We start from the raw sequence: 26,991 nt of genomic DNA on the forward strand, positions 1-26,991 counted from the left end.
CGCTGCCCGCGAGCCCGCTCGCCTGCCCGCACGGGGGAACCCATGTCCGACAGCCCTGCGACACGCACGATCGGCGTGGGTCGTCCCGATCCCCGCAAGCCACCGGCATGGCTCCCTCGTGCGCTGCTGATGACGGGGATCGCGGTGTTCCTCGGGCTCGCGGCGTGGCGGGCGCTGTCACTGCTCGGCAACGTCATCTTCATCGTGGTGATCTCGTGGTTCCTCGCCCTGGCCATGGAGCCCCTGATCCGCTGGCTGGTGGCCCGTGGCCTGAAGCGCACGCGCGCCACGGGCCTGGTGATGATCGCCTCGCTCGTGGGGATCCTCGCCGTGGTCGCGCTCTTCGGCGGCCTCTTCGTCACGCAGGTCATCGAGCTCGTCCAGTCCCTCCCGGAGTACTACGCGCAGCTCGCCGACTGGGTCACGCAGAGGTTCCCCGTCGAGATGCCGGAGGCCGACGACCTGCTCATCGGGCTCAGCGAGAACTGGCAGCAGCTGGCCCCCGGCCTCATCGGCCTCGGGTCGTCCATCGTCGGCGGGCTGTTCACCGCCAGCGCGGTCCTGCTCGTCGTGTACTACATGGCGAGCGCCGGCCCGAAGTTGCGGGCCGCGATCTGCCGGATGCTGGCCCCCGCCCGGCAGCGCGAGGTGCTGCGCCTGTGGGAGGTCTCGCAGGAGAAGGTCGCGGACTTCATCAACTCGCGCATCGTGCTCGCGGCCCTGTCGACGTTCTTCACGTTCATCTTCCTGACGATCCTGAGCATCCCGTACGCGCTCCCGCTCGCGGCGTTCACCGGTGTGGTCTCGCAGTTCGTCCCGACCATCGGCACGTACATCGGCGGCGCGCTGCCGATCGCGGTGGCGCTCGCCGTCGACCCGGTCAAGGGTCTGCTCACGCTGGCGTTCATCGTCGGGTACCAGCAGGTCGAGAACCTGCTCTTCTCCCCCAAGGTCTCGTCGCGGTCGCTCGAGATCAACCCCGCGATCTCCTTCCTGGCGGTGATCGCGTTCGGTGCGGTCTTCGGGCCGATCGGCGCGTTCCTCGCGCTGCCGGTCGCCGCGACGATCCAGGCGGTCTCCTCGACGTACATCCGCCGGCACGACCTGGTCGACGACGAGCTGCTCCGGGAGGACGCGCAGGCCATGCGACGGCAGCGCGGCTGGGTCGACGTCCCCGAGGACGAGGACGAGGACCAGCCGACCGGACGCCCCGCCGATCAGCCGTAGAAGACGCGCTCGACCACGGCGCGCGCCCGTCGCGCGGTCCGCAGGTAGTCCTGCTCCAGCTCGCCGCCGGACCCCGCGGGGTACCCGACGACGCGCGCCAGGCCCGCGAGAGCCTGCCGGTCGTGCGGCAGGACGTCCGCGTGCGCTCCCCCGCGACCGCTCCAGAGGACGTTCGCGTCCCGCAGCCGGCTCGCCAGGTGCCACGCCTCGCTCAGCACCCGCGCGTCGTCGGCGTCGAGGAGGCCCGCCGTGGTGGCGGCGTCGAGGGCCGCGAGCGTCGCGGTCGTGCGCAGCGCAGGCACCTCGTGGGCGTGCTGGAGCTGGAGGAGCTGGACGGTCCACTCGACGTCCGAGATGCCCCCGCGTCCCAGCTTGAGGTGCCGGGCCGGCTCCACGCCCCGCGGGAGCCGCTCGGACTCGACGCGGGCCTTGATGCGGCGCACCTCGCGCTCCACCGCGGGCTCGACACCCCCGACCGGGTACCGCAACGGGTCGATCAGGCGCAGGAACCGCTCGCCGAGCTCGTCGTCGCCGGCCACGGGGCGGGCACGCAGCAGCGCCTGGCTCTCCCACGGCGAGGACCAGCGGTCGTAGTACTCGGCGTACGAGTCGAACGACCGCACGAGCGGGCCGTTGCGGCCCTCCGGTCGGAGGTCGGCGTCCACCTCGAGGGTCGGCTCCGGCCCGACGCTCCCCAGCAGCGTGCGGAGCTTCGTCGTCACGTGGAGCGCGAACTCCTGCGCCGCCCGCGGGTCCGCACCCTCGACGGGGTCGTGCACGAACAGCACGTCGGCATCGGAGGAGTAGCCCATCTCGCCGCCGCCCCACCGGCCCATCGCGACGACGAGCAGCCGCGTCGGGCTCGTCTCCAGGCCCTTGTCCGCACGCGCCTCCCACTCCGACACCCGCAGGGCACCGACCAGGACGACGTCCGCCGCGACGCTCAGGCTGCGCGACGCGCGCTCGCCGGTGACGACACCGAGCACGTCGGCGGCGGCGGTGCGCGCCAGCTCCCGTCGCCGGAGCCCGCGCAGGGCGGTGACCGCCGGCACCGGCTCGTCGGACCGCGTGAGGATCGCGTCCGCCTCGGCGGTCAGCCGCTCGAACGTGCGCGGCACCAGGTCGGCGTCGTCGGCCAGCCACGTGACGGACTCCGGCGACCTGGTGAGGGCGTCGGCGACGTAGCGGGACGTCGACAGCACCTGGGCGAGCCGACGAGCGGCCGTGCCCGAGTCCCGGAGCAGCTTGAGGTACCAGTGCGTGGTGCCCAGCTCGTCGGACAACCGACGGAACGCCAGCAGGCCGCCGTCCGGGTCGGCGCCGTCCGCGAACCAGCCGAGCATCACCGGGAGCAGCTGCCGCTGGATGGACGCGCGCCGGGACACCCCCTCGGTCAGCGCCGCGATGTGGCGCATGGCGCCCGTCGGGTCGGTGTACCCGATGGCTGCCAGACGGGCCTTGGCGGCCTCCGGGGCGAGGCTCGCCTCCGCGGTCGACAGCTGGGCGGTCGCGGGCAGCAGCGGGCGGTAGAACAGCTCCTCGTGCAGGCCCCGGACCTCGCGGCGCGTGGCACGCCAGCGGTCGAGCAGCCCGTCGGCGCCCTCGGCCCGCATGCCGATCGAGCGTGCGAGCCGGCGCAGGTCCTGCTCGGCCGTCGGCAGGAGGTGCGTGCGGCGCAGCCGGTGGAGCTGGATCCGGTGCTCCAGCACGCGCAGGAGGCGGTAGCAGACCGCGAGCTGCGCCGCGTGGTTGCGCCCGACGTACCCGCCCGCAGCCAGTGCGGCGAGCGCGGTCAGCGTGCTCGAGCTGCGGATCGACTCGTCCGCGCGCCCGTGCACGAGCTGGAGGAGCTGCACGGTGAACTCGACGTCCCGCAGACCGCCGACGCCCAGCTTGAGCTGCCGGTCCGCCTCCGCGGCGGGCACGTGCCCCTCGACCCGCCGGCGCATCGCCTGCGAGTCCTCCACGAAGTGCTCGCGCGTCACCGCGCTCCAGACGAACGGCTGCGTCATCGCGACGTACTCCAGGCCGAGCGCCTCGTCGCCCGCCAGCGGCCGCGCCTTGAGCAGCGCCTGGAACTCCCAGGTCTTGGCCCAGCGCTCGTAGTACGCCTTGTGGCTCGCGATCGTGCGGACCAGCGGCCCGTCCTTGCCCTCGGGACGCAGCGCGGCGTCGACGGGCCACAGCGCCGGCTCGCCCGACGGCGTCGAGCACACCCGCGCGAGGCCCGCCGCGAGCCGCGACGCCGCAGCGAGCGCCTCGGCCTCGTCGACTCCGTCGACGGGCTCCGCCACGTAGATCACGTCGACGTCGCTGACGTAGTTGAGCTCGCGGCCCCCGCCCTTGCCCATGCCGATGACCGCGAGCCGGACGCCGAGACCGTGGTCGTCGAGGTCGGCGCGGGCCAGCGCCAGCGCGGACTCCAGCGCGGCACCCGCCAGGTCGGCCAGCGCCGCCGCGACGCCCGGGAGGCGGCTCAGCGGGTCGGAGCTCGTGAGGTCGGTCGCCGCGATGCGCAGCAGGCGCGTCCGGTAGGCCAGCCGCATCGCATCCGTGCCCGCGGCGCCGGCGAGCGTCGCCACCGGCACGGCCGCCTCGGCGTCGGCACCGACCGCACGCAGGAGCTCGGCCCGGACCTCGGCCACGGGCACACCCGTCCCGAGGGTGTCGTCGAGGAGCACCCGCAAGGTCTCCGGGTGCGCGACGAGCGTGTCTCCCAGCGCAACTGACGCACCGACGACGGCGAGCAGCCGCGCGCGGGGCGCCTCGTCGTCCTCGAGGATGCCCCGCAGCACGCTGACCAGCTCGGGGTCACCGACGACCGATCCGGCGAGCTTCGCGAGCGCGAGGAGCGCCTGGTCGGGGTCCGCCACCTCCGCGAGGGGCGCGATGAGCACGTCCGCCGGCTCGGCGATCACCTGCACCAGCGCGGCGTCCGCGAGCAGCCGCTCGGCGCGGACGGCGTCGGACACCCCGACCCGCGTGAGCCGACCGGCGAGCGACGAACCGCGCCCGGCAGAGCTCACGCTCACAGCACCGGGAGGAACCGCCGCAGCTCGTACGGCGTCACCTGCGAGCGGTAGGCCTCCCACTCCTGGCGCTTGTTGCGCAGGAAGTAGTCGAACACGTGCTCGCCCAGGGTCTCCGCGACGAGCTCGGACTTCTCCATGATCGAGATCGCGGCGTCCAGCGACGTCGGCAGCGGCTCGATGCCGAGCGCGCGGCGCTCCGAGTCTGTGAGCTCCCAGACGTCGTCCTCGGCGCCCTCGGGCAGCTCGTAGCCCTCTTCGACACCCTTGAGACCGGCGGTGAGCAGCAGCGCGTACGCGAGGTACGGGTTGGTGGCGGAGTCGACGGCGCGGTACTCGATGCGGCTCGAGTTGCCCTTGCCGGGCTTGTACATGGGCACGCGGACCAGCGCGGAGCGGTTGTTGTGCCCCCAGCAGACGTAGCTCGGCGCCTCGGCGCCGCCCCACAGCCGCTTGTAGGAGTTGACGAACTGGTTGGTCACCGCCGTGATCTCAGCGGCGTGCCTGAGCAGCCCCGCGATGAACGAGCGTGCGGTCTTCGACAGCTCCAGGTGCCCGCCGGGCTCGTGGAACGCGTTGCGGTCGCCCTGGAACAACGACAGGTGCGTGTGCATGCCGGAGCCGGGCTGGTCGGCCAGCGGCTTGGGCATGAAGCTCGCGAAGACGCCCTGCTCGAGCGCGACCTCCTTGACGACGGTGCGGAACGTCATGATGTTGTCCGCGGTGGTCAGGGCGTCGGCGTAGCGCAGGTCGATCTCGTTCTGGCCCGGTCCGGCCTCGTGGTGGGAGAACTCCACCGAGATGCCCATCGACTCGAGCATGGTGATCGCGGCGCGGCGGAAGTCGTGCGCGGTGCCGCGCGGCACGTGGTCGAAGTAGCCGCCCTGGTCGACGGGCACCAGCGGCAGCGTCGGGTCGGCCGGGGCGTCGAACAGGTAGAACTCGACCTCGGGGTGCGTGTAGAAGGTGAACCCCTGGTCGGCGGCCTTCGACAGCGCGCGCTTGAGCACCGTGCGGGAGTCCGCGAGCGACGGCTCGCCGTCGGGCGTCAGCAGGTCGCAGAACATCCGGGCGGTCCCGTGCCGCTCCCCGCGCCAGGGCAGGATCTGGAACGTCGACGGGTCGGGCTTGGCGATCATGTCCGCCTCGTACACCCGCGTCAGGCCCTCGATGGCGCTGCCGTCGAACCCGATCCCCTCCGAGAACGCAGCCTCGAGCTCGGCGGGTGCCACCGCCACCGACTTCAGGATCCCGAGCACGTCGGTGAACCAGAGACGGATGAAGCGGATGTCCCGCTCCTCGACCGTGCGGAGCACGAACTCCTGCTGCCTGTCCATGCGGTACATCCTGCCTGATGAACGGTCCGGCACACGGCCACTGGGGAAGGTGGGTCGCACGAGATGGTTAGGCTCGTCCACATGCCTTCCCCCCGCATCGCCCTCGCGCAGATCGACACGCGTGTGGGTGACGTCGACGCGAACGCCCGCGCCGTCCTCGACTGGGCCCGGACGGCCGCCCAGGCGGGCGCCGACCTGGTGGTCTTCCCTGAGATGACCCTGACCGGGTACCCCATCGAGGACCTCGCGCTGCGCGCGTCGTTCCGCCGAGGTGCCGAGGCCGCGCTGCAGCGCACGGCGGTCGCGCTGGCCGACGAAGGGCTCGGGGACCTCGCCGTCCTCGTCGGCACGGTCGGTGAGAAGTCGGTGACCCCGGTGCACGAGCCCGGTGCGCCCGAGGGCCCGAAGCGCCCGACCAACCAGGCGGTCCTGCTCCAGCACGGGCAGGTGCAGGTTCGCTACGACAAGCACCACCTGCCCAACTACGGCGTCTTCGACGAGTACCGGATCTTCGCGGCCGGCGACGACGTCTGCGTGATCGACGTCCTGGGACGGCGGGTCGGTGTCGTGGTCTGCGAGGACATCTGGCAGGACGGCGGACCCGTCTCGCAGATGGACGAGAACGAGGTCTCGCTGCTGGTGGTGCTCAACGCGTCTCCCTACGAGGAGGGCAAGGGGCACCGGCGCGTCGAGCTGGCCGCCCGCCGCGCGCACGAGGTCGAGGCACCCGTCGCGTACGTGAACCTCGTGGGAGCGCAGGACGACCTCGTGTTCGACGGCGGGTCGTTCGTCATCGCCACCGACGGCACCGTGCTGACGAGCGCGCCGCAGTTCGTGGAGCACCTGCTGGTGTGGGACCTGCTGGGCGACGACGACGCCCCTGCCACCGGCCCGATCGCCCCGCCGCTGGAGCCCGACGAGGAGGTCTACCGCGCCCTGGTCATGGGGCTGCACGGGTACGTGACCAAGAACGGGTTCCGCTCGGTCGTCCTCGGCATGTCCGGTGGCATCGACTCCGCGCTGGTGGCGACGATCGCCGCGGACGCCCTCGGCGGTGAGAACGTCGTCGGCGTGTCGATGCCGTCGGTGCACTCCTCCGACCACAGCAAGGACGACGCCCAGGACCTGGCCAAGCGCCTCGGGGCCGACTACCGCGTCCAGCCGATCAAGGCGATGGTCGACGCGTTCGAGGCGGAGATCCCGCTCGAGGGTGTGGCCGCGGAGAACCTGCAGGCCCGGGTCCGCGGCGTCATCCTCATGGCGATCTCGAACCGCGAGGGCCACCTGGTGATCGCACCGGGCAACAAGTCCGAGCTCGCGGTCGGGTACACGACGATCTACGACGCGGGCAGCATCGGCGGCTTCGCCCCCATCAAGGACGTCGACAAGTCGCGCGTCTGGAAACTCGCCCGCTGGCGGAACAACGCCGCGATCGACGGCGTGTTCGGTGTCGACGAGATCCCCCCGATCCCCGAGTCGTCCATCACCAAGCCGCCGTCCGCCGAGCTGCGCCCCGGCCAGGTCGACCAGGACTCGCTCCCGCCGTACGACCTGCTCGACGAGGTCCTCGACGCCTACGTGGAGCACGCGGAGGGCCGCGCGGAGCTGCTCGCCCGCGGGTTCGACCCCGCCGTCGTCGACAAGGTCGTGACGCTCGTCGACCGCGCCGAGTGGAAGCGACGCCAGTACCCGCCGGGCACCAAGGTGACCGCACTGGCGTTCGGCCGCGACCGTCGGCTGCCCATCACCACCCGCTGGCGCGAGCCGTGACCACCCCGACAGGAGCCCCACGAATGGCCCCCACCCCGAAGCGCGTCCGCGTCCACCACCTGCGCGAGGCGAAGGAGCGCGGCGAACGCCTGACCATGCTCACGGCCTACGACGCCGTGACCGCGCGGATCTTCGACGACGCCGGGATCGACATGCTGCTCGTCGGCGACTCGATCGGGAACACCATGCACGGTCACACCACGACCCTGCCGGTGACGGTCGACGACCTGATCCCCCCGGCGCGGGCCGTCGCCGGTGCCGCCAGGCGCGCCTTCGTCGTCGCCGACCTGCCGTTCGGCTCGTACGAGGCCGGTCCCGAGCAGGCTCTCGCGACCTCGGTGCGCATGATGAAGGAGACCGGCGTCGCCGCGGTGAAGTTCGAGGGCGGCAAGCGCGTCGCCGCGCAGATCAGGGCGATCACCGATGCGGGGATCCCCGTCGTCGGGCACCTCGGGTACACGCCGCAGTCGGAGAACCTGCTCGGCGGCCCGCGCGTGCAGGGCCGGGGCGACATCGAGGCCGAGCTGCTCTGCGAGGACGCCGTGGCCATCCAGGAAGCCGGTGCGGTCGCCGTGGTCCTCGAGATGGTGCCGGCCCCGGTGGCCGCGCGGGTCACGGAGATCCTGCACATCCCCACGATCGGCATCGGCGCCGGGACGCAGTGCGACGGCCAGGTGCTGGTCTGGGTCGACATGGCCGGGATGACGGACTGGTCGCCGCGGTTCGCCAAGCGGTTCGGCGAGGTGGGTGCGGCCCTCAAGGCAGCAGCGTCCGCCTACGCCGACGAGGTGCGCGGCGGCACGTTCCCGGACGCGGACCACCAGTTCGACAAGTGAGGACGCGGACCCGCGTCCTCGTCTGGGTCCTGGCGGCCGTCGTCGGTGCGGCTCTCCTCGCTCTGGCCGTTCCCGTCGCGTCGGGCGTCTTCCCCGTCGCGCAGGTGGTCTCGTTCCGTGCCGTGCTCGGGGTGGGCGCCGCGGCCGCGGTCACCGTGCTGGTGGCGATCCCGTGGTCACGTCGTCGGCTGCTCCCGGTTGCCCTGGCGTTCGCGCTCGGTGCTGCCGCACAGGCCGCCGTGCTCGTCGCCCGGTCGTACCCGCAGGAGACAGCGACGACCGGGTCGCGCGACGAGGTCGTGGTCCTGTCCTTCAACACCCTCGACACGGTCGGCGCCGAGGTCGTGGCCGACCTCGTCCTCGCACAGCGCGCCGACGTCGTCGCGCTGCCCGAGACGTCCGGGACCGTCGCCAGGTCGACCGCCGAACGGCTCGCTGCCGCGGGCCGGCCGATGCAGGTGCTGACCACCGACGGGCACAGCTCGTTCATCGCCGGCACGGCGCTGCTGGTCTCTCTCGACGTCGGCACCTACCCGGTCGCCGAGCCGTTGCCGACGCGCCTCGGGTCCCTGCGCGCGGAACCTGAGGAGCCGACGGGCTCACCGGTGCTCGTGGCCGCGCACCCGATGGCCCCCATCAGCCGAGGCGTGATGTCGTCCTGGCGCTCGGAGACCGGACTGATCGCCGACGCCTGCGCGTCGACACCCGGGGCGATCGTCGCGGGTGACCTGAACGCGACGCTCGACCACCCGGGCCTCCGGGACCTCGGGCCGTGCGTCGATGCCGCGCGCGCCGCCGGCACCGCCTCGTCGGGCACGTGGCCGGCCACCGTCCCCACGCTGTTCGCGGCGCCCATCGACCACGTCCTGGTGGACGCGCGCGTCTGGCAGGTGACCGGCTTCCAGGTCCTCCCGCCGACCGGCAGCAGCGACCACCGGCCGATCGTCGCGACGCTCGTGCGCCGCTGACCTCGCTACGTGCCGACGAACCCCGGCCCGACCTCGCGATTGCACTTCGGGTCCTCGCTCGCAGCCTCGTCCCCCACGCTTGCGCCGCCCTTCGACCGGTTGTGCTTCTCGCACATCACCTCGAGGTTCGCGATGTCGCTGTACCAGTCCTTACGGTCGCTCGGTCCGGTGGACCGGCCCGAGGAGTTCCAGTGCGCGGACACGCTCATCCTGTGGTCCTTCTCGATCGGCTCGTAGTTCCGGTTCGCGAGGTGGTGTGACGCGTAGTCGGGGCCGGGGCAGGTGTACCAGTCGCCGATCTCGCCGCCGGCTGTGCGCCGGGCGATGTCCGCGGCGAACCGGGTCCGCGCGTCGGCCATGGCCGCCGAGATCTTCGGGGCGAACTTGGCCGGGACGTCCGAGTCGAACTTCTTCGGGTAGTAGGTCTCGCGGATCGAGACTCCCGCCACGACCCTGCCGTCGACGATGTTGAGGTCGCCGAGAGCGACCCCCGCCGCCGCCGCCAGCTCCTCGAGCGCGGTCTTCGCGTCGGCCGCCAGGTTCCCCAGCTGGACGGTGAACCTCTGGCGCTCCTCCTTCACCTTCCACTGGACGTCCGTCGTCCACAGGTTGTCGAGGGCGGCGATCCGGTCGCGCATCCCGAGCAGCTTCTTGCGCTTGGCCGGGATCCCGGGATCCTTGTTCGACTCCGTGAGCGTCAGGAGCTCATCGATCTGGGCGAAGAACTCCCGACGGTTCGCCGACGCCATCTCCAGGAGCACGTGGCCGTCCTTCACGACGGCGAAGATCTCGTGGCCCGCGCCCTCGTACTGGACGCCGACCTCGGCCTCGAGCTTGTCGTCGGCCGGTGTCTCCTCACCGCCGAGCCCGAGTGCGGAGAGCGCCGACTGCGCCAGTGCGACGGCCTTGTCGATCAGCCAGTCGATCGCCTCGATGATCTTGGCGCGCAGGTCGATGATGATCTGCTTGACCTGCTCCGGGACGTCGCCGAGACCGGCCTGGTTGGCGAGGAAGCCGATGGCGACGGGGACGGCGTTGGCCAGGCCGGTCTCGAGCATCGCGGCGCCCGGTCCGACGTTGCCCTTCGCGATCTGCGCGACCGTCGAGACGTAGGAGTCGATGAGCTCGAGCAGCTCGCGCATGTAGTCGAGGACCGACTGGACGGCCTTGAAGAACGCGATGCACGAGTTGACGACCGCCATGATGCCGGTGGGGTCGAGCATCGAGAGGACCTTCGCGATCGCCTTGTTGACGATCTCCTTCATGATCCACGACTTCGCGGCGTCGAAGATCAGGTCCCAGAGGTTGGTCAGCTGCTCGCTGATCTTGTCCCAGATCGCCTCGATGCCACGTTCCTGGACGTCCTTGATGAAGTCGAAGGCCTGACCGGCGAGCTCGAGCGCCTGCCGGATCTTGTCGACCTTCTCCTGGCCGATCTTCGCCGCGAGCCGTTGCCAGAGGAGCTCGACCGTCACGCCGGACACCTGGATGACCAGGGTGATCGCGGCTTCGAGCGTCAGCTCGGTCGGGGTCTCGATGCCGAGCGACTTCAGGCCGCGGAACATCCACGCGGCGAGCCCCTTGAGCAGGTGCTCGAGGATGTTGTCGAAGAACCGGCTGAAGCCCTGCTTCATCGCCTCGACGACGTTCAGCAGGAACTCGACGGGGTCCCGCTTGATGTCCTCGATCGCCGACTCGACCTGGCTGAGGATGTGCCCGAAGATCTCGGGCGGGAAGTTCATGAGGCGCAGGATCAGCTCGACGACGACCTGGACCACGACGGCCGCGAACCGGATGATCCGGGAGAGCGGGTCCCCGAACTGGTCGAGGATCTTGTCGAACGTCTCGATCGGCGACAGCAGCGACTCGAGGGTGACGAGGTTCCACAGCCCCAGGAACGTGTCCGTGATGAGCGCCCAGGAGATGTTCAGCTCGGTCATCGCCGACGTGATCCGGCCGGCGGCGTTCGCGATGACGCCCGACTCGGCCAGCTTGGCGTACATGTCCTCGCCGCCGGGCAGCAGGAGGATGAACCCCTTGATCAGGTTCTCGGCCGTGCGCGGCACCGCGTCGCCGGTGAACGGGTCCTTCTCCAGGATCACGGTCAGGAGCTCGTAGCCGGGGATCTTCTTCGCGTACGACGAGAGCCACGCCAGCAGCGAGTCCTTCACCAGCACGAGCACCTGCGCGATGACGTCCTGCGCGAAGTCACCGATCTGCTTGATGATCGAGAACGCCTGGTCGGCCAGCGCGGGCAGCGTGTCCAGGAGGTTCGGCAGGTTCGCCGGGCTCAGCGCCGCGCCCGCCTGCTCGAGCAGCGCCGCGACCTGGCCGACGATGCTCTTGAACTGGTCGATCTTCGAGTCGACCCAGTCGGCGGTCTTCTGCAGGGTGCCGCGCTCGATCATCTGGTCCAGCACCTTCTGCTGGCCGATGACCTTGAGGAACTCGGTGAGGATCTCGACGGTGGTGGCCGGCACGTCCTCGCCGGTCAGGGGGTTGGTGTGCAGGACCTTCTTCGCGAGGTTCCAGTACGGGGCGATGCTGTCCTTCTCCAGCAACGGCTCCGCGACGGCCGCGAGCACCGACCGGACCTTCGCGATGACGGCATCGGCGATCTCGCTCAGGAACGCCTTGACGTCGTTGACGATCGCCGAGAGGTACCGGCGGGCGATCGCGAGGTTGAACTCGACGCCCTCGGTGATCGACATCTCGTCCCAGGCGCTGTCGAGGTCGGCGAGCACCCGGTCGAACGTGAGGTTGTGGCGCTTGAGCCCCTCGTCGAGCATCGTGAAGACGTCGTCGAGCACCTTCGCGGCCTGCAGGACCGGGCCCGACGCGGCACCGAACGGGCCGAACGTGAGGAGCTTCTCGACGAACCCCTGCCGGCTCTCCGTGGCCGACTCCCCCGTGATCGGGTCGCTGCCGACGACGGTGCTGACGACGGAGTACCCGGGGATCGACTGGATGTCCGCGATGAGCCAGTCGGGCATCACCGTGCCGAGCGCGAGGCGGGCGACCTCGGCGCGGTAGACGCCGACCGCCTGCTGCTGCACGACGTGCGTGGACTCGTGCGCCATGAGCTCGAGGTCGGTGGCCGACTCCCCCTCGCCCAGGAAGATGTCGGCGCCGACGGTGAAGGCGCGTGCCTGCAGCGCTGCGGCGGCGGCGCTGGCGTCAGGACCCTGGTGCACGCGGACAGCGCTGAGGTCGGCACCGAGGACGGGTGCGACTCGGGCCTGGACGCCGGGTTCCAGCGGCACGCCGGTGCCCGGGCTCGCGATGAGCGACGCCACAGCCTGGGGGACCTCGACCTGCCCGCCCTCGGCGATCTCCTCGGCGTGCTCCGCGACGGATCCGAGCTCCACCGCCGGCGCCGGTCCGGTGTCGGAGTCACGGGCGCCACCGGACCGGCCGGCCGGCGGCACGGTCGGGGCCGACGGGGCAGCGACCGCTGCCGGGGCGGTCCGTCGGTGCACGACGTCGGAGGCGACCCGCTCGGCCTCCCGCTCCACCGGGTCGTCGGGGTGCGTCACGGCCAGGCTCGCCCGGGCGACGCGGTTGCTCGACGCGGTCAGCGCGGCGGTCGGCGGTGATCCTCCGGCGCGCGCGAGCCGGGCGAGCTCCCCGTTCGAGTGCAGCGCGCCCACCGGCTGCCGCGCAGCGGGGCTCCCTGCCGAGGTCGTCCGGTGGCGCCGCTCGGGCTCCTGGACCACCTCGCGCGCGAGCGGCGTCGGCACGACCTCACCCGCCCAGGAGGCCGCAGCCGGCGCGCTCGAGAGGCTGCCCGGTCATCCACCCGTCATAACCCATCAGCGCCCGGCACCGGCCGCGCGACCGGCATCACCGCGCGCGCGGCCGCCCTTCGGGGCAGCTCACGCTGCCCGGTGGTGCACGGTGCTCAGGACTCCGCCTCGTCCTGGGCCTCCCAGTCCTGGTTGCGCCTGCGCGCCTTCTCCAGGGCCTGGGCGGCCTCCTCGCGGGTCGTGTACGGGCCCATGAGCTTGGTCCAGTCGCTCTGCCGACCCTCCTCGACCTCGTGCGTCTCGGTGTTGAACCAGTACTTGTCCGCCACGGCGGTCTCCCTTCGTCCGGGCCCCGTGCCGATGGCTGCTGACCGGCCGCGATGCCCTCCTGTCCGTAGACTGCCAGGTATGCCGCCCGTCCACGCGCCACGATCCGCCTTGGTCCCGGGCACGCTCAGCCCCCGCCGCCCCGTCCCGTCCGCGATCGCCCGGCCCGAGTACGTCGGCCGGCCGGGCCCCGCACGGTGGACGGGCAGCGACGTCCTCGACGCCGACATGATCGAGCGCGTCCGGGTCGCCGCCCGCCTCGCCGCGCAGGCCCTCGAGCTCGTCGGCAGCCACGTCGCTCCCGGCGTCACCACCGACGAGCTGGACGCGGTGGGGCACGACTTCCTGGTCGAGCACGGCGCCTACCCGTCGACCCTCGGCTACCGGGGGTTCCCCAAGTCGCTGTGCACGTCCGTCAACGAGGTCATCTGCCACGGCATCCCCGACTCGACCGTCGTCGAGGACGGCGACATCGTGAACATCGACGTCACGGCGTACATCGGCGGCGTGCACGGCGACAACAACGCGACGTTCCTCGCGGGCGACGTCGACGAGGAGTCACGGCTGCTCGTCGAGCGCACGCAGGAGGCCCTGGCCCGCGCCATCAAGGCCGTCGTCCCCGGGCGCGAGATCAACGTGGTCGGGCGGGTCATCGAGAAGTACGCGGCACGCTTCGGGTACGGCGTCGTCCGCGACTACACCGGGCACGGCGTCGGCCCCGCCTTCCACACCGGGCTCGTCGTCCCTCACTACGACGCCGCACCCGCCTACGACACGCTCATCGAGCCGGGGATGGTGTTCACCATCGAGCCCATGCTCAACCTCGGCACGCCCGACTGGGTCATGTGGGACGACGACTGGACCGTCCTGACAGCCGACGGCCGACGCAGCGCGCAGTTCGAGCACACCCTGCTGGTCACCGACACCGGAGCGGAGATCCTGACCCTGCCATGAGCGACCACAAGCACAAGAAGTCCCCCGACACGGCGTTCGGCGTCGACATCGGCGGGAGCGGGATCAAGGGCGCCCCGGTGTCGCTGGCCGACGGGCAGTTCGCCGCCGACCGGCTGCGCATCCCGACCCCGCAGCCGTCCACCCCGGACGCCGTCGCGGCGACCGTCGCGAAGGTCGTCGACTCGTTCCACCTGGGCAAGGACGTGCCGATCGGAGTCACGTTCCCCGCGGTGATCCTGCACGGCGTCGCACAGTCCGCGGCGAACGTCGACAAGTCGTGGATCGGCACGGACGTCGAGAAGGCCGTGCACGACGCGACGGGCCGCCGGGTCCTCGCGGTCAACGACGCCGACGCGGCCGGGTACGCCGAGGTCCTCTACGGGGCTGCCAAGGGTGTGCAGGGCGTGGTGCTCGTCGTGACGCTCGGCACCGGGATCGGTTCCGCGCTGATCGTGGACGGGCACCTGGTGCCGAACACCGAGCTCGGCCACCTGGAGATCGACGGGTACGACGCCGAGACGCGGGCCGCCGAGAGCGTGCGGGACAGGGACGACCTCGACTGGGCGCAGTGGGCCGAGCGCCTGCAGCGCTACTTCACCGTGGTCGAGAACCTGTTCTGGCCGGACCTGTTCGTCGTCGGCGGTGGGGTGAGCAAGCACCACAAGGACTTCCTGCCGCTGCTCGACATCCGCACGAAGATCGTCCCGGCCGAGCTGCGCAACGCGGCGGGCATCGTCGGCGCTGCCGCGCTGGCGGCACAGGCTCACGGCTGACGACCTGCGCGACCTCGTCGAGGTCGCACCGGGGGTCCACGTCGCGACGAGCGCGGTCTACACGACGACGTCGACCGTCGTCGTCGGACCCGACGGGACCTGTCTGGTGATCGACCCCGCGGTGACCGCCCGGGAGGTGGACGGCCTCACGGCGGCGATCCGGTCGCGCGGGTGGACGCCGGTGGCCGTCTGGTCGACGCACGCCCACTGGGACCACGTGCTCGACGGTCCCGCCCTCGCCCACCTGCCCCGGTGGTCGGCCGGCGTCCCGGCCACGGACCGCGAGACGCTCGCGGCGGAACGTGACGCCGACCCCGAGCTCGCCCGGAGCGGCGAGCCGCCGGCGCCGGTCGCCGCGGCTGCGACGGACTTCCCCCGGCGCTCCCCCGGCGCGCTCGACTGGCCGGGTCCGACCGTCCAGGTCCTGGTGCACGCCGCTCACGCGCGGCCCCACACCGCCCTCTTCCTGCCCGACGCCGGCGCGCTCGTCGCGGGCGACATGCTCTCCGACGTCGAGATCCCGCTGCTGGACCTGTCGGCGGACGACCCCGTCGGTGACTACCTGAGCGCCCTCGGGCTGCTGGAGGCCACCGGGGCCTCCGTCGTCGTCCCCGGGCACGGGCACGTCGGGAGCGACCTCGGCCGACGGCTCGCAGCCGACCGGGCCTACCTGTCCGCACTCGTCGACGGCGTCGAGACGACCGACGACCGCTGCGCGCTCCCGTGGACCGCGGCCGCCCACGCCGCTCACCGGGACGCCGTGGGACGATGACCGGCATGGGATGGCTCGTCGCCGGCGGGGTGGTCACGCTCGCGCTCCTGCTCGTCGCGGTCGACCGCATGACGGCCCGCGGGTGGTTCGACCGCCGACGTCCCCGCGAGCGGCGCCAGACCGGGGGCGGCGTGGGTGGCGCCGGGGCGTTCGGTGCGCTCGTCGACGTGTTCCAGCCCAACCACGAGTACCTCACCGCCGAGCAGGACCGCCAGCAGCTCGACATCAAGCAGACCGGGGACGCTGCCGGGCGGCTCGACCTCGACTCCGGCGTCGTCCGCCTCGACCCGCAGTAACGGGTCGCGCGTGTCAGCGGTCGCCCCTAACCTGCGACGCATGACGCCTGTGGTCTCGCACCTGACGATCGACGCTGCCGACCCGCACGCCCTCGCCCGCTGGTGGCGCGACGTCCTGGGGTGGTCCTACGTCTGGGAGCCGGCCGTGGACGACGACGAGATCGCCATCGAACCGACCGACGGCGCCGCGACCGGATGGCTGTTCATCAAGGTCCCCGACGCGAAGGTCGCCAAGAACCGCCTGCACGCCGACCTACGCCCACCCAACGGCTCCGACCAGTCCATCGAGCTCGACCGCCTGCTCTCGCTCGGCGCCACGCGGGTCGACATCGGCCAGGGCGACGTCCCCTGGCACGTGCTCGCCGACCCCGAGGGGAACGAGTTCTGCCTCCTGCGGAGCACCCCCGACCAGCTGGCCGCAGCACTCGCCGCGCAGGCCTCCGGCGCCTGATCGTTCCCCCACACGGGTGACGGAGACGTGACGGGGTCGAATTCGGACGAATCGGTCGGTACCTTCCCTGAATGATCAGCGTCGAACTACCGCTCGTGGGGGACGTCGCCTGGCAGGACTGGGAACAGTGGGCCCCGCTCGCCCTCTCCGTCCTGACACTCATCGCCGCTCTCGGCGCCTGGATCGTCGCCGGCAGAGCTGCGCGCCGCTCCAAGCGACTGGCTGAGGCAACCACCAAGCAGACGAAGGTCTTCGACGAGCAGGTCGGGATCGCCCGGGACGCGATCGCGCTCGCCCAGCAGGAGGCCCAGAGCGCACGCGCCGACGCCGACCGGCAGCGCGCCGAGGCCTACCGCATGCGCCGGATGCTCGAGGAGGCGCGGCTCGACGTGCTCGCCCCGACGATCGTCGCGCGGGCCTTCCCGGAGGGCTCCGGCACCCCCGGTCGGCCCACGCTCGAGTACTGCCAGCTCACCAGCGGCGGCCAGGACCGGTGGCGCGCGCTCACCGGCCAGCTCCAGGTCGGGCGCGACGAGACGTACGCGTTCCGCACCGCCCTGACCATCTGGTTCGAGAACGTGTCCGACGGCGTGGCCCAGGTCAACGTCATCGAACCCGCCGGCGGCGAGCTCGACCTGCTGCCCGGGCACCCGCTCGTCGTGCCCGCCCGCGAGTCCCGCAGCGTCACCTGGATGCGGCTGTGGACGTCCCGGGACCTCGACAGCGACGCCCGGATCCAGGACCCCGCCGCGTGGCTGTTCAACCTGACGTTCACGGTGACCGACCTCGGCGTGCACGTGCGTGACACCTACGCGTTCGACGGCGACCTGCGGTTCTTCGACCGGGACGGCTCGTGGCTCGTCGTCATGCCCGAGCCGCCCCTGCCGTGGACCTCCGACGTCGCGTCGATGCTGTCGGGCCGCACCTACGAGTCGCTCCCCGCCTCCGTCAGCTGAGCGCGGCGCGCACCAGCGTCGACAGCTTCTTGCCGTCCGCGGACGCACCGGCGCGCGCCGACGCCTCCTTCATCACGGCACCCATGTCCCGCACCGAGGTGGCGCCGACATCCGCAATCACCGCGGTCACCAGCGCCTGGAGTTCGTCGTCCGACAGCTGCGCCGGCAGGTACGTCTCGATGAGGTCCGCCTCAGCGGTCTCCGTCGCGGCCCGCTCCGGCGCACCCGCGTCCGTGTAGATCTGCGCCGAGTCGCGGCGCTTCTTGACCTCGCGCGCGAGGATCTTCAGCACGTCGTCCTCCGACAGCTCCTTCTCGACCGTGCCCGCCTTCGCCTCGAAGCGCACCGCCCCGATGATCTGGCGCAGGACACCCGTGCGCTCCGTGTCGCGGGCCTTCATGGCGGTGGTCAGGTCGGACGTCAGCTGGTCGAGGGTGCTCATGGAGCCATCGTGCCCTGCAGGCGCCATCCGACGCAGTCGGAATCCGCGGGGTCGGTGCGTTCAGTGCCGGTCGATCGATGCCGAGTCGCACACGTCACCCGGTCGGGGTGGTCGTCCCGGGGCCAGCGTGAGGGCCACGATCCCGACCCAGGCACCCGCTGAGCCAAACCGACCACGCCGCGTGCGCCCTCCTGCCATGCTCGCGCTCATGGCCACACCTCAGCCCATCGCGCACGCTGCCGCTACCCTCTCGTTCGGCGTCGTCCTGGTCGTCCTCTCGGCGGCCTTGCTCCTGACGTCGGCGTACCTCGGCCTCACCACCCCCTCGTCCGCGGAGGGCAATGGCTCGGTCCCGCTGGCCGTTGTCGGGTGGATCATCTTGGTGATCGGGCTGCCCCTGCTCCGCGTAGGCATCTACCGCCTGGTGGACCATGCGGACGACGCCGCCGTGCAGCGGGAGCACCGTCGGGCCGACGGCTGACCCGGGAGTCCACCGAGCCCACGCCCCAGCCCGAGGGGGCCCGGACGATGCCGGTATGGGGCAGGCCACGGCGGCCGAGAAGCGGATGAGTCAGTCGATACGCCGGGTTCTGTCCTCGCGCGCGGTTGCCCGCACTGCGCGAGTGGCGGCCATCCCTCTACGACGCACGTTGCCGTACGCCTCCAGCGGCCTACCCGGGAGCTCGGGCGAGCAGCCCTCGAACGCTCCCTGTCTGACCTTGCTCCGGGTGGGGTTTACCTAGCCGCACCGGTCGCCCGGCACGCTGGTGGTCTCTTACACCACCGTTTCACCCTTACCCGACCGGCGGACCGGTCGGGCGGTCTGTTCTCTGTGGCACTGTCCCGCGGGTCACCCCGGGTGGGTGTTACCCACCACCCTGCTCTGCGGAGCCCGGACGTTCCTCGGCGAGCCCGAGGGCTCGACGCGGCCGCCTGACTGACTCATCCGCGCCGACAGCCTAGCCGCCCGCCCAGGTCAGGGGCACCGGCCGGTCAGCGTGAAGCGGGTGTCGGTGGCCGAGTCGTCCGCGGCGGCGCCCGAGCCGGAGGCGTCCACGTCGCCCGCATCGCCGATCGTCACGTCGGAGATCGTGCCCTCGAAGCCGTTGTCGCCCGTCACGACGAGGCTGCCCTTGCCGCCGGCGACCGTGACGGTCACGGTCGCCCCGTCGCCCGTGAACGTGACGGTCAGGTTCGCCTCGTCCGGGTTCTCGCAGGTTGATGCCGTGCCGGTCACGGAGAGCTTGCCGTCGGCCGTGGTGAGGGAGAACTGTCCGCCGCCGGCATCGTCACTCGAGGACGACATGGCCGACGGTGTCGCGGTGCTCGCCGACGAGTCGTTCGTGCCGTCGCCGCACGCCGTGAGTGTCGCGGCCAGGACCGCGGTCAGGGCGATGGTGACGAGTCGACGGGGCATGACGGGCTCCTACCACGGCGGGATCCGGATGATTCGGACCCTACTCGCGACTGCGTCGGTCTCGCTCGGAGACTTCACCCATCCCCTGGCACGTCGGCGCCGAACCAGGGTCATGGAGACCGCACAAGGACTGACCCGGCGCGAGCGTGTGATCCTCGCGCACCTGGCCCTGCCCCTGACGCTGAGCGAGATCGCAGCATCCCTGTACGTCACCCGGAACACGGTGAAGTCGCAGGTCCGCTCGATCTACATGAAGCTCGACGTCACCGACCGCGACGCGGCCCTCACTGCCGGCCGGTCGCGGGGACTCGTGCCGGCCGACCTCGGGCTGCCGGAGATCGACGACCTCCGTCGGCGCACGGGCGACCTGCCGGTTCAGACGTCGACGCGGGTTCAGACGTCCACGCGGCAGGTCAGGGACAGCTCGTCGCCGGAGACTCCACGGATCCCCCAGTTCTCCGGGGGACTCTCGATGATGATCACCTCGAGGTCGTCCAGGGCGAGCCCGAGGGTGGGAGCGACGTCGTCGTAGAACGCGGCGATCAGTGCGCGGCGGGCCTCGCGGGAGCGGCCGGTGAAGCAGAGGATCTCGACGACGAGGTAGTCCTTGCTGCGCGGTGCCACGAGGTCGTCGGCGTCGAGGAGCAGGAAGCGGTGGAACCGCTTGTCCTCGGGGAGGCCCCACGTGCCGACGATCGCGCGGTGGACGGCGTCGGACACGGATCCGCGACGGTCCTGCCAGACGTCGCGCCGGCCGTAGATCTTCACGTGCGCCATCTGGTCCTCCTCGCGCTGCACCGTCGCGCGGAGCCTACAGTTCAGGCGTGCTCGTGCTCCTGCCGCCCTCCGAGGGCAAGACGCCGCCGCGCGCCCGCGGCCCCCAGCTCGACCTCGACAGCCTCTCCTCCCCCGGTCTGAACCCGGTGCGGGAGAAGGTGCTGGACGCGTTGATCGAGCTCAGCGCGTCGCCCGAGGCGATGCAGGTGCTGGGCGTCGGGGCGAGCCTCGACGCCGAGGTCGCGCGGAACGTGCACCTGCGCAGCCTGCCGACGGGCGCGGCGAAGCATGTCTACACCGGCGTGCTGTACGCGGCGGCCGGCCTGGACCGGCTCACCCCGACCGGGCGGGTGCGGGCCGCGGACACCGTGCGGATCGTGTCCGGCCTCTGGGGGCTCGTCGCCCCCGACGACCACATCCCCGCGTACCGGCTGTCCATGGCCACGCACCTGCCGGGTCTGGGGCACCTGCCCGGGGTGTGGCGAGGTCCTCTCGGGGTCGAGCTCGAGGCGCGTGCCGACGGTGAGCTGGTGGTCGACTGCCGGTCCGCGACGTACCTCGCGGCGTGGCACCCGCCGCGGTCCGCCGACTGGGTGCAGGTGCGGGTGCTGCGTGAGCTCGACGGGACGAGGTCGGTCGTCTCGCACAACGCCAAGCACACGCGCGGGGTGCTCACGCGCCACCTGGTGACTCGTCGCGGTCGTGCACCGCAGGACGCGGAGTCGCTCGCTCGGGTAGCCGGTGAGCTCGTCGGCTCGGCCCTGCTCGCCGTCGAGCTGGGTCCGCCGACGCGGGGTGCCCGGACGCTCGAGCTCGTCGTGGCCTGAGGTGGCACGCCGTCGGCACGTGCCGTGGTGGCTGGTCGCGCTCGCGGTGATCGCGCTGGTGCTGGCCACCGGCGCGCTGCCTCTGGAGGACGCCCGGGCGCTTGCCGACCGGACGCTGCCCGTCCTGGTCTTCGTCGCGGCGCTGACGGTCGTCGCCGAGATGTGCGCGGGTGCGGGCCTCTTCGATGCCGCCGCGGGTCTGGCCTCGCGGCTGGCCGGCGGGCGCCGGTGGGCGCTGTGGGGGCTCGTCGTCGTGCTGGCGACCGTGAGCACGGCTGTCCTGTCGCTCGACACGACCGCCGTGCTGCTCACGCCCGTCGTCATCGCCCTCGCCCGGCACACCCGCACGCCCCCCTTGCCGTTCGCGCTCGCCGTCCTTGCGCTGGCGAACACCGCCTCGCTCGTCCTGCCGGTCTCCAACCTGACCAACCTGCTGGCCGACCACCTCCTGCGCGCGGACGGCGTCGGCTACCTCGGCCTGATGTGGGCACCGGCGCTGGCGGCGATCCTGGTCACCGTCGCCGTCCTGGCGGTGCGTGACCGGCGGTCGCTGAGCGGCTCCTACGACCCGAGCCCGCCGCTCCCGGTGCGCGACCGTCCGCTGCTCGTCGTCAGCGCCGTCGCGGTCGGCGTGCTGGCGATCGCGTTCGTCGTCGGCGCACCGACCGCCCCCACCGCGATCGTGGTGGCCCTCGTCCTGCTCGCCGTGACGCTCGCCCGGCACCAGAAGCTCCCCGTGCCCGCCCGCGACCTGGTCCCGTGGCGGACGCTGCTCGTGGTCCTCGGCCTGTTCGTCGTCGTCGCGACCGCGCACGCCCGAGGGCTCGGCACGGTGCTCGCGCAGGCGGCCGGCACCGGCAACGGTCCGGGTGCGCTCCTGCAGGTGGCCGCCACGGGCGCGCTCGCGGCGAACGCGATGAACAACCTGCCCGCCTATCTCGCCCTCGAGCCAGCAGTCGGGACGGACCCGTTGCGGCTCGCGGCGCTGCTGATCGGAACAGGGGTCGGCCCCCTCGTCACGCCGTGGGGCTCGCTGGCGACCGTCCTGTGGTGGCAGCGGTGCCGCACGGTGATGCTCGACGTCCCGGCGGGGACGATCGTGCGTCAGGGCCTGCTGCTCGCGCCGCTGGCCGTCGTGGCAGCCACGCTCGCGCTCGTCGCGACGAGCTGACCGGTCAGGACGACCAGCCCTCGGTCGGCACACCCACCACGGCGATCTCGTCGCGACGGTCCGCGAACAGACGCACGATGCTCACCGACGCGGGCGCGACCCGCAGCTGGCTCCACGAGGACGGCTGCGCGCCCATGGTCACCCCGAGCGCCGCTCGGATGGAGACGGCGTGACTCACGACGACGACCGTGCGGTCGATGCCTTCCGCCAACAGCCTGTCCAGGCCGCCCTGCAGCCGCCGACCGACGTCCTCGATCGACTCGCCGCCCGGCGGCCGGAGGTCAGCCTTCGTGTGCCACGGCTCGAGCTGCCCGGGCCACCGCTCCTCGATCTGCTCGGCGGTGAGCCCCTGCCACTCGCCGAAGTTCGCCTCCTGGAACGTCGCGTCGGTGCGGACGGTCAGCCCGAGCTTCTCGGCGATAATCGCGCTGGTCTGCTGCGTGCGGACCATGGGCGAGGCGATGATCTCGCTCGGGTACGGGATGTCGCCCCAGAGGTCCCGGCCGACGCGGTCGACCAGGTCGGCGGCGTCGCGCGCCTGCCGCAGACCGGTCTCGTCGAGGGGCGGACCCGGCTCGCCGGACCCGGAGTACCCGCGCGAGACCGTCATCGTCGTCTGGCCGTGCCGGACGAGGACGACGGTGACGGGCTGCTCCTCGTCGAACCGGACACCGGCGCCCGATGGTCGCGGGGCCCGTGCCGACGGGGAGCCGACGGGGTCGACGTGCGTGTTCTCGCTCACGACTCGCAGTCTGTCCCTCCCTCGCCGGACACGCGACCCGCAGGTCAGCCCTTCGCGGGCTCCGGGAGCCGCACGAGGATGCGGCCGCACTCCTCGCACCGGGCCACCTGGTCCTCCGGCGACTTCACGATGGCCTCGACGTCGAGCGGGTTCAGCTCGAGGCGGCAGCTCTCGCACCGGCGGCCGCGCAACGCACCGGCACCCTTGCCACCGAGCTGGCCGCGCAGGCGCTCGTAGAGCACCACGAGCCCGGCGTCGAGCCCGTCGGCAGCCTTCGCGCGCTCCGCCCGGACCGTCTCCGCCTCGGCGTCCAGCGCGGCGTACGCGGCGTCGCGCTCCGCCTCCACCCCCGCGCGCTTCTCCGCGAGCGACTCGTGCGCGGTCGTGACCTCGGCGAGCGCCTTCTCGTGGGCCTCGAGCCGCTCCATGACGTCGAGCTCGACCTCCTCGAGCTCGGACTGGCGGCGCCCGAGGGTGCCCAGCTCGCTCTGCAGTGCCTGGAGGTCCTTCGGGCTGCCGGTGCCGGAGTCCAGCCGGGCCTGGTCACGAGCCGCACGCACCCGCACCTGCTCGACGTCCGCCTCCGCCTTGCGCAGCTCCCGCTGGAGGTCGCTGACCGCCGTCTGGGACGTCACCAGAGCGGTGTGCAGGTCGGTGACCTGCGAGGCCAGCTCGGTGAGCCGCGCGAGCTCCGGCAGGGTGCGCTTCTTGTGGGCGATCTGGTCCAGACGGGTGTCGAGAGCCTGGACGTCGAGCAGTCGGCGCTGGTCCGCTGCGGGTGCAGTCGTCACGGGTGTCCTTCCGGCGGTTCACGAGGTTCAGGGGGTGTCACACAAGACTGGGCGGTTCCCGGGCTCGCGACGCGTCCCGTCCACGGGTCGGTGCTCACCGTGCTGACGCGGGTCTCCACCGTAGTGCCCGCCGCGGCCACGTCGCCCTCCAGGGCTCGGGCCGCGTGGGCGAGCCACGGCCACTCGGAGGCGAAGTGGGCGACGTCGACGAGATAGGGCGTGGACGAGCCCTCGTGGTCCGCGCGCTCGCGGAGCTCGGAGACCGGATGGTGGCGCAGGTCGGCGGTCACGTAGGCGTCCACGCCGGACGCGCGGACCGCGTCGAAGAACGAGTCGCCCGACCCGCCGACGACGGCAACCCGCTCGACCCGACCGTCGGGGTCGCCCGCGAACCGCACGCCCTGGACGGTCGCCGGCAGCGCCGCGGCAACGGTGGCCGCGAACGCACGCAGGGTCGTCGGCTCCCCCAGCGTCCCGACGCGCCCCGCGCCGGTCGAGCCGGGCCACGTGGCGAGCTCGAGGACGTCGAACGCCGGCTCCTCGTACGGGTGGGCGGCGCGCAACGCGGCGACGACCGACGTGCGCAGCCGACGGCGCACCACCATCTCGACGCGGGCCTCGACCACCCGCGACGCCTCACGAGCGGAACCGATCGTGGGCGACGCGGCGTCCGACGGCGTGAACGTCCCCTCACCTGTCGACGTCCACGCGCACCGCGTGTACTCGCCGATCGCCCCCGCACCCGCCTCGGCGAGCGCGTCGACCAGGCGTTCCGCGTCCGCGACGGGGACGAACACGACGAGCTTGTCGAGCGCCTCGGCGGGCGCCGGGTCCAGCGGGACCGTGCCGACGAGCCCGAGGGCCGCGGCCAGGGCATCGTTGACGCCCCCGGCCGCCACGTCCGCGTTGGTGTGCGCCGTGTAGAGGGCGGTGCCGGAGCGGACGAGCCCGTGCAGGAGCGCACCCTTGAAGGTCGTGGCCGCGACCGAGTGCACGGGCCGTAGCAGCAGCGGGTGGTGCGTCACGACGAGGTCGGCGCCCCAGTCGGCCGCCTCCGCGACGACGGCCGCCACGGGGTCGACCGCGAACAGCACGCGACGCACCGGCTGGGACGGGTCTCCGGTGACAAGGCCCACCGCGTCCCACGACTCGGCCGTGGACGGCGGGTAGCGACGCTCGAGGATCCGGACGACGTCAGCCAGCGAGCTCGCAGTCACGCCCCGCACGCTACCGGTCCGTCGTCTCGACACGGTCGCCGACCGCGACCCGGCCGGTCCGCACCGGCACCATCTGGATACCGAACCACACCTCGCCGTCGCCACGCCGGTGCCGGGCGAGCGAGGCGAGCGGCTCCTTGCCCTTGACCTGGGTGTCCGGGTCGATCGTCGTCAGCACGCACCGGCCGCAGCGGCTGCCGAACCGGAGCTCCACGTCGCCCACCGCCACCCGGCCCCAGCGGTCCTCGGCGAAGGGTTCGAGGTCCCCGTCGACCACGAGGTTCGGGCGGAACCGTCGCATGTCCAGCGGGTGCCACGGCTCCGGTGCCGGCTTGCCCGCGGCCAGGGCGCGGTCCACGCGCTCGTCGTGGAGCTCGGCCGCCCAGGCGTCCAGGCGACGCAGCGAGGCGGTGGTCGTGACGTGGACGGGGGACGTGTCGACGAGGGCCAGCGGGTCCGCGAGCGAGCCGCCGAACCTCTCCGCCATGCCGCGCCGCGCCGGGTCGTCGAGGTGCACGAGGCGGACGGCCTGCCCGAGGAGCTCCGAGCACCAGGCGTCGGCCTCGTCACCGGCCCTCGTGGCGGTGTCGAGGCGGCTGAGCTGGACGGGGACGTCGGGAGGGCCGGACGGTTCGGCCACGTCGAGCGTGGGCAGGCCGTCGGCCTGGAGCCGGACCCCGCCGACGGACGACGTCGCCCGGGCGGCGAGCATGCGGGGGTGGCTGCGCGCGGTGAGCGTCGAGCCGTGCTGGTCGACGACCATCCACCGACGGTCCCCTCGTGGGCCGGCGACCTCGATCTCCATCGACGTCATCGGGGTGCCGGCGAACGACTTCACCGGGAAGACGGTGAGCGCCGAGGCGACGAGGGCGGGCTCCGACATGCTCGGACCCTAACAACCGAGGTGCACGGACAGGCGCCGACCCCCGCACGTGTCGACTGGTGGGCCCGGCCGGTTTCGAACCGGCGACCTCCGCGGTGTAAGCGCGGCGCTCTGACCAGCTGAGCTACAGGCCCCACGGCCGCCCGAGGTGCGGGCGGCTGACGGTCGCCAAGGATACCGGCGTGCGCCGAGGTCAGGCGGCGAGGTCCGCCAGGGCGGCGCGGTACGCGGAGAAGTCCCGTGCCCGCCCGGGAGGGTTGATGACGCTCCACTGCAGCACGCCGTCGGCGTCGACCAGGAAGCTGCCGCGCACCGCGAATCCCCGCGTCTCGTCGAAGACGCCGTAGGCGCGTGCCACCTCGCCGTGCGGCCAGAAGTCGGAGATCAGGTCGAAGCCGAAGCCCTCCTGGGCCGCCCACGCACGCAACGCGTGCCCCGGGTCGCACGAGATGACCACGACGTGCACACCTGCATGCTCGAACTCCTTGATGTTGTCCCGGAGCTGGCAGAGCTCACCGGTGCACGTGGCGGAGAACGCGAAGGGGACGAACACGAGGACGGCCGGACCGCCGCGCAGCCCGCTCAGGGTCACGGGGGTGCCGTGCGTGTCGGGGAGGGAGAAGTCCGGGGCGAGCTCGCCGAGCGGAGGCGTGGTGCGTTCGGTGGCGTCCATGGCGCGGACTGTAACAACGAAGGCCATGCCGTGCGAGGTGCGGTGATCCGGAGTTCAGCGACCGCGTCCGCGCGCTCCGAGCCGGGTGGCGGACCAGTCGGGCGCGATCGAGAACGTGCTCATCGCGTGCAGCCCGGAGGTCGTCGCGGCCTCCTCGATGTCGCTGTGCGACACGTGCCCGGGACGGCCCGCCTTCGGTGTGAGGACCCAGATGGGACCGCCGTCGTCCAGCACCGTCATGGCGTCGACGAGCGCGTCCGTGAGGTCCCCGTCGCCGTCCCGGAACCAGATGACGGCGCCGTCGGTGACGTCGTCGTACTCCTCGTCGACCAGCTCTGTGCCGGTGACGCTCTCCAGGCTGGTGCGCAGCTCGTCGTCGACGTCGTCGTCGTAGCCGAACTCCTGGACCACCTGGCCCGAGGTGAAGCCCAAGCGGGCGGCCGTCTGCGACGCGCCTTCGTCCGCGGTGGATGACACGTCCGGACCGCTCCCTCCGTCTCGGCGACCCCGTCCGGGGAGCGCCTGCTCAATGCCGCACACGCTAGCCCACCGCACCCGGACGGGCGCACGCAAGACCTGCACGGATGATGGTGTCGTGTCCTCGCAGAA

The 26,991-nt window shown here is 72.3% G+C and carries 26 protein-coding genes, 1 tRNA gene, 1 other RNA gene and 1 pseudogene; 14 read left to right on the plus strand and 15 right to left on the minus strand.

The annotated features are described in order from the left end of the window. The first annotated feature begins 42 nt into the window (after positions 1 to 42). Positions 43 to 1,227: an AI-2E family transporter gene (locus ASF78_RS03305; RefSeq protein ID WP_056584851.1), complete on the plus strand. Its 1,185-nt coding sequence runs from the start codon at positions 43 to 45 to the stop codon at positions 1,225 to 1,227. Here the strand turns inward: ASF78_RS03305 and ASF78_RS03310 are convergent. Both ASF78_RS03310 and glnA read right to left on the minus strand, forming a co-directional pair. Continuing rightward, positions 1,218 to 4,253, minus strand: a complete 3,036-nt coding sequence (locus tag ASF78_RS03310) for a bifunctional [glutamine synthetase] adenylyltransferase/[glutamine synthetase]-adenylyl-L-tyrosine phosphorylase (RefSeq protein WP_056584853.1) — start codon at positions 4,251 to 4,253, stop codon at positions 1,218 to 1,220. The genes ASF78_RS03305 and ASF78_RS03310 overlap by 10 nt on opposite strands. A 2-nt stretch (positions 4,254 to 4,255) precedes the next feature. Beyond that, a complete protein-coding gene (gene glnA, locus ASF78_RS03315) occupies positions 4,256 to 5,593 on the minus strand; it encodes a type I glutamate--ammonia ligase (RefSeq protein ID WP_055913683.1) in 1,338 nt (445 codons plus the stop codon). Positions 5,594 to 5,674: 81 nt separating this feature from the next. Between glnA and ASF78_RS03320 the strand changes: the two genes are divergently transcribed. Genes ASF78_RS03320 through ASF78_RS03330 form a run of 3 tightly spaced genes read left to right on the plus strand, consistent with a single transcriptional unit; the run spans position 5,675 to position 9,167 of the window. Beyond that, positions 5,675 to 7,363: an NAD+ synthase gene (locus ASF78_RS03320; protein WP_056584855.1), complete on the plus strand. Its 1,689-nt coding sequence runs from the start codon at positions 5,675 to 5,677 to the stop codon at positions 7,361 to 7,363. Between the two features lie 23 nt (positions 7,364 to 7,386). Next, the gene (gene panB / locus ASF78_RS03325) at positions 7,387 to 8,199 is read left to right on the plus strand and encodes a 3-methyl-2-oxobutanoate hydroxymethyltransferase (protein WP_056584857.1); all 813 of its coding nucleotides are present in this window, start codon (positions 7,387 to 7,389) and stop codon (positions 8,197 to 8,199) included. Continuing rightward, positions 8,196 to 9,167, plus strand: a complete 972-nt coding sequence (locus tag ASF78_RS03330) for an endonuclease/exonuclease/phosphatase family protein (protein WP_056584859.1) — start codon at positions 8,196 to 8,198, stop codon at positions 9,165 to 9,167. Before panB ends, ASF78_RS03330 begins: the two co-directional genes overlap by 4 nt. Before the next feature lie 5 nt (positions 9,168 to 9,172). On the opposite strand, the gene ASF78_RS03335 is transcribed toward ASF78_RS03330, so the two are convergent. Beyond that, the gene (locus tag ASF78_RS03335) at positions 9,173 to 12,907 is read right to left on the minus strand and encodes a DUF4157 domain-containing protein (RefSeq protein ID WP_056584861.1); all 3,735 of its coding nucleotides are present in this window, start codon (positions 12,905 to 12,907) and stop codon (positions 9,173 to 9,175) included. 161 nt (positions 12,908 to 13,068) lie between these two features. After that, positions 13,069 to 13,242 carry an SPOR domain-containing protein gene (locus tag ASF78_RS22235; protein ID WP_156374017.1) on the minus strand — a complete coding sequence of 58 codons (174 nt, stop codon included), beginning with the start codon at positions 13,240 to 13,242 and terminating at the stop codon, positions 13,069 to 13,071. Between the two features lie 79 nt (positions 13,243 to 13,321). Here ASF78_RS22235 and map point away from each other — a divergent pair, with 79 nt between their 5' ends. The 6 genes from map to ASF78_RS03365 all read left to right on the plus strand — a co-directional run bounded on the left by map (position 13,322) and on the right by ASF78_RS03365 (position 17,442). Beyond that, positions 13,322 to 14,194 carry a type I methionyl aminopeptidase gene (gene map, locus ASF78_RS03340; RefSeq protein ID WP_056584862.1) on the plus strand — a complete coding sequence of 291 codons (873 nt, stop codon included), beginning with the start codon at positions 13,322 to 13,324 and terminating at the stop codon, positions 14,192 to 14,194. Next, positions 14,191 to 14,967 (plus strand): polyphosphate--glucose phosphotransferase, encoded by a 777-nt coding sequence (ppgK, locus tag ASF78_RS03345; RefSeq protein ID WP_056584864.1) that lies wholly within the window; start codon positions 14,191 to 14,193, stop codon positions 14,965 to 14,967. The genes map and ppgK overlap by 4 nt, the downstream gene beginning before the upstream one ends. A 4-nt stretch (positions 14,968 to 14,971) precedes the next feature. Further along, positions 14,972 to 15,739, plus strand: a complete 768-nt coding sequence (locus tag ASF78_RS03350; protein ID WP_304437707.1) for an MBL fold metallo-hydrolase — start codon at positions 14,972 to 14,974, stop codon at positions 15,737 to 15,739. Positions 15,740 to 15,744: 5 nt separating this feature from the next. Next, positions 15,745 to 16,035: a DUF6191 domain-containing protein gene (locus tag ASF78_RS03355; RefSeq protein ID WP_056584867.1), complete on the plus strand. Its 291-nt coding sequence runs from the start codon at positions 15,745 to 15,747 to the stop codon at positions 16,033 to 16,035. Positions 16,036 to 16,075: 40 nt separating this feature from the next. Further along, a complete protein-coding gene (locus ASF78_RS03360; protein ID WP_056584869.1) occupies positions 16,076 to 16,486 on the plus strand; it encodes a VOC family protein in 411 nt (136 codons plus the stop codon). A gap of 71 nt (positions 16,487 to 16,557) precedes the next feature. Further along, entirely contained in the window at positions 16,558 to 17,442 is an 885-nt protein-coding gene (locus tag ASF78_RS03365; protein ID WP_156374018.1) for a hypothetical protein, read from the plus strand. On the opposite strand, the gene ASF78_RS03370 is transcribed toward ASF78_RS03365, so the two are convergent. After that, complete coding sequence (locus ASF78_RS03370) at positions 17,435 to 17,884, minus strand: GatB/YqeY domain-containing protein (RefSeq protein WP_056584874.1); 450 nt, start codon at positions 17,882 to 17,884, stop codon at positions 17,435 to 17,437. The genes ASF78_RS03365 and ASF78_RS03370 overlap by 8 nt on opposite strands. 208 nt (positions 17,885 to 18,092) lie before the next feature. Here ASF78_RS03370 and ASF78_RS03375 point away from each other — a divergent pair, with 208 nt between their 5' ends. After that, positions 18,093 to 18,365, plus strand: coding sequence for a hypothetical protein (locus ASF78_RS03375; protein ID WP_156374019.1), 273 nt, complete (start codon positions 18,093 to 18,095; stop codon positions 18,363 to 18,365). Positions 18,366 to 18,447: 82 nt separating this feature from the next. Here the strand turns inward: ASF78_RS03375 and rnpB are convergent. Next, an RNA gene (rnpB, locus tag ASF78_RS10445) (RNase P RNA component class A) lies at positions 18,448 to 18,829 on the minus strand. A gap of 31 nt (positions 18,830 to 18,860) precedes the next feature. Then, positions 18,861 to 19,301: a hypothetical protein gene (locus tag ASF78_RS03380; RefSeq protein WP_056584879.1), complete on the minus strand. Its 441-nt coding sequence runs from the start codon at positions 19,299 to 19,301 to the stop codon at positions 18,861 to 18,863. A gap of 112 nt (positions 19,302 to 19,413) precedes the next feature. On the opposite strand from ASF78_RS03380, the pseudogene ASF78_RS21820 reads away from it, so the two are divergent. Then, positions 19,414 to 19,572: pseudogene (locus ASF78_RS21820) on the plus strand (LuxR C-terminal-related transcriptional regulator); the annotation flags it as partial. Positions 19,573 to 19,694: 122 nt separating this feature from the next. Here the strand turns inward: ASF78_RS21820 and ASF78_RS03385 are convergent. Beyond that, complete coding sequence (locus ASF78_RS03385) at positions 19,695 to 20,078, minus strand: tautomerase family protein (RefSeq protein WP_056588063.1); 384 nt, start codon at positions 20,076 to 20,078, stop codon at positions 19,695 to 19,697. A gap of 47 nt (positions 20,079 to 20,125) precedes the next feature. Between ASF78_RS03385 and ASF78_RS03390 the strand changes: the two genes are divergently transcribed. Continuing rightward, positions 20,126 to 20,905: a YaaA family protein gene (locus ASF78_RS03390; protein WP_056584881.1), complete on the plus strand. Its 780-nt coding sequence runs from the start codon at positions 20,126 to 20,128 to the stop codon at positions 20,903 to 20,905. A 1-nt stretch (position 20,906) separates the two neighbouring features. Further along, entirely contained in the window at positions 20,907 to 22,076 is a 1,170-nt protein-coding gene (locus ASF78_RS03395; protein WP_056584883.1) for an SLC13 family permease, read from the plus strand. 4 nt (positions 22,077 to 22,080) lie between these two features. On the opposite strand, the gene ASF78_RS03400 is transcribed toward ASF78_RS03395, so the two are convergent. The 7 genes from ASF78_RS03400 to ASF78_RS03430 all read right to left on the minus strand — a co-directional run bounded on the left by ASF78_RS03400 (position 22,081) and on the right by ASF78_RS03430 (position 26,859). Further along, positions 22,081 to 22,818 (minus strand): histidine phosphatase family protein, encoded by a 738-nt coding sequence (locus ASF78_RS03400; protein ID WP_056584885.1) that lies wholly within the window; start codon positions 22,816 to 22,818, stop codon positions 22,081 to 22,083. Between the two features lie 44 nt (positions 22,819 to 22,862). Further along, on the minus strand, positions 22,863 to 23,609 hold the full coding sequence (locus ASF78_RS03405; RefSeq protein WP_056584886.1) for a zinc ribbon domain-containing protein: 747 nt from the start codon (positions 23,607 to 23,609) through the stop codon (positions 22,863 to 22,865). Further along, the gene (locus ASF78_RS03410) at positions 23,606 to 24,826 is read right to left on the minus strand and encodes a Nif3-like dinuclear metal center hexameric protein (protein ID WP_056588066.1); all 1,221 of its coding nucleotides are present in this window, start codon (positions 24,824 to 24,826) and stop codon (positions 23,606 to 23,608) included. The genes ASF78_RS03405 and ASF78_RS03410 overlap by 4 nt, the downstream gene beginning before the upstream one ends. 10 nt (positions 24,827 to 24,836) lie before the next feature. Beyond that, on the minus strand, positions 24,837 to 25,709 hold the full coding sequence (locus tag ASF78_RS03415) for an MOSC domain-containing protein (RefSeq protein WP_056584888.1): 873 nt from the start codon (positions 25,707 to 25,709) through the stop codon (positions 24,837 to 24,839). Positions 25,710 to 25,766: 57 nt separating this feature from the next. Next, a tRNA-Val gene (locus ASF78_RS03420) sits at positions 25,767 to 25,843 on the minus strand. Between the two features lie 59 nt (positions 25,844 to 25,902). Next, positions 25,903 to 26,382: a peroxiredoxin gene (locus tag ASF78_RS03425; protein ID WP_156374020.1), complete on the minus strand. Its 480-nt coding sequence runs from the start codon at positions 26,380 to 26,382 to the stop codon at positions 25,903 to 25,905. Between the two features lie 54 nt (positions 26,383 to 26,436). After that, positions 26,437 to 26,859, minus strand: a complete 423-nt coding sequence (locus tag ASF78_RS03430; RefSeq protein WP_056584893.1) for a DUF3052 domain-containing protein — start codon at positions 26,857 to 26,859, stop codon at positions 26,437 to 26,439. Between the last annotated feature and the right edge of the window lie 132 nt (positions 26,860 to 26,991).

It is taken from the genome of Cellulomonas sp. Leaf334 (genome assembly GCF_001424195.1).
Lineage (GTDB): Bacteria > Actinomycetota > Actinomycetes > Actinomycetales > Cellulomonadaceae > Cellulomonas.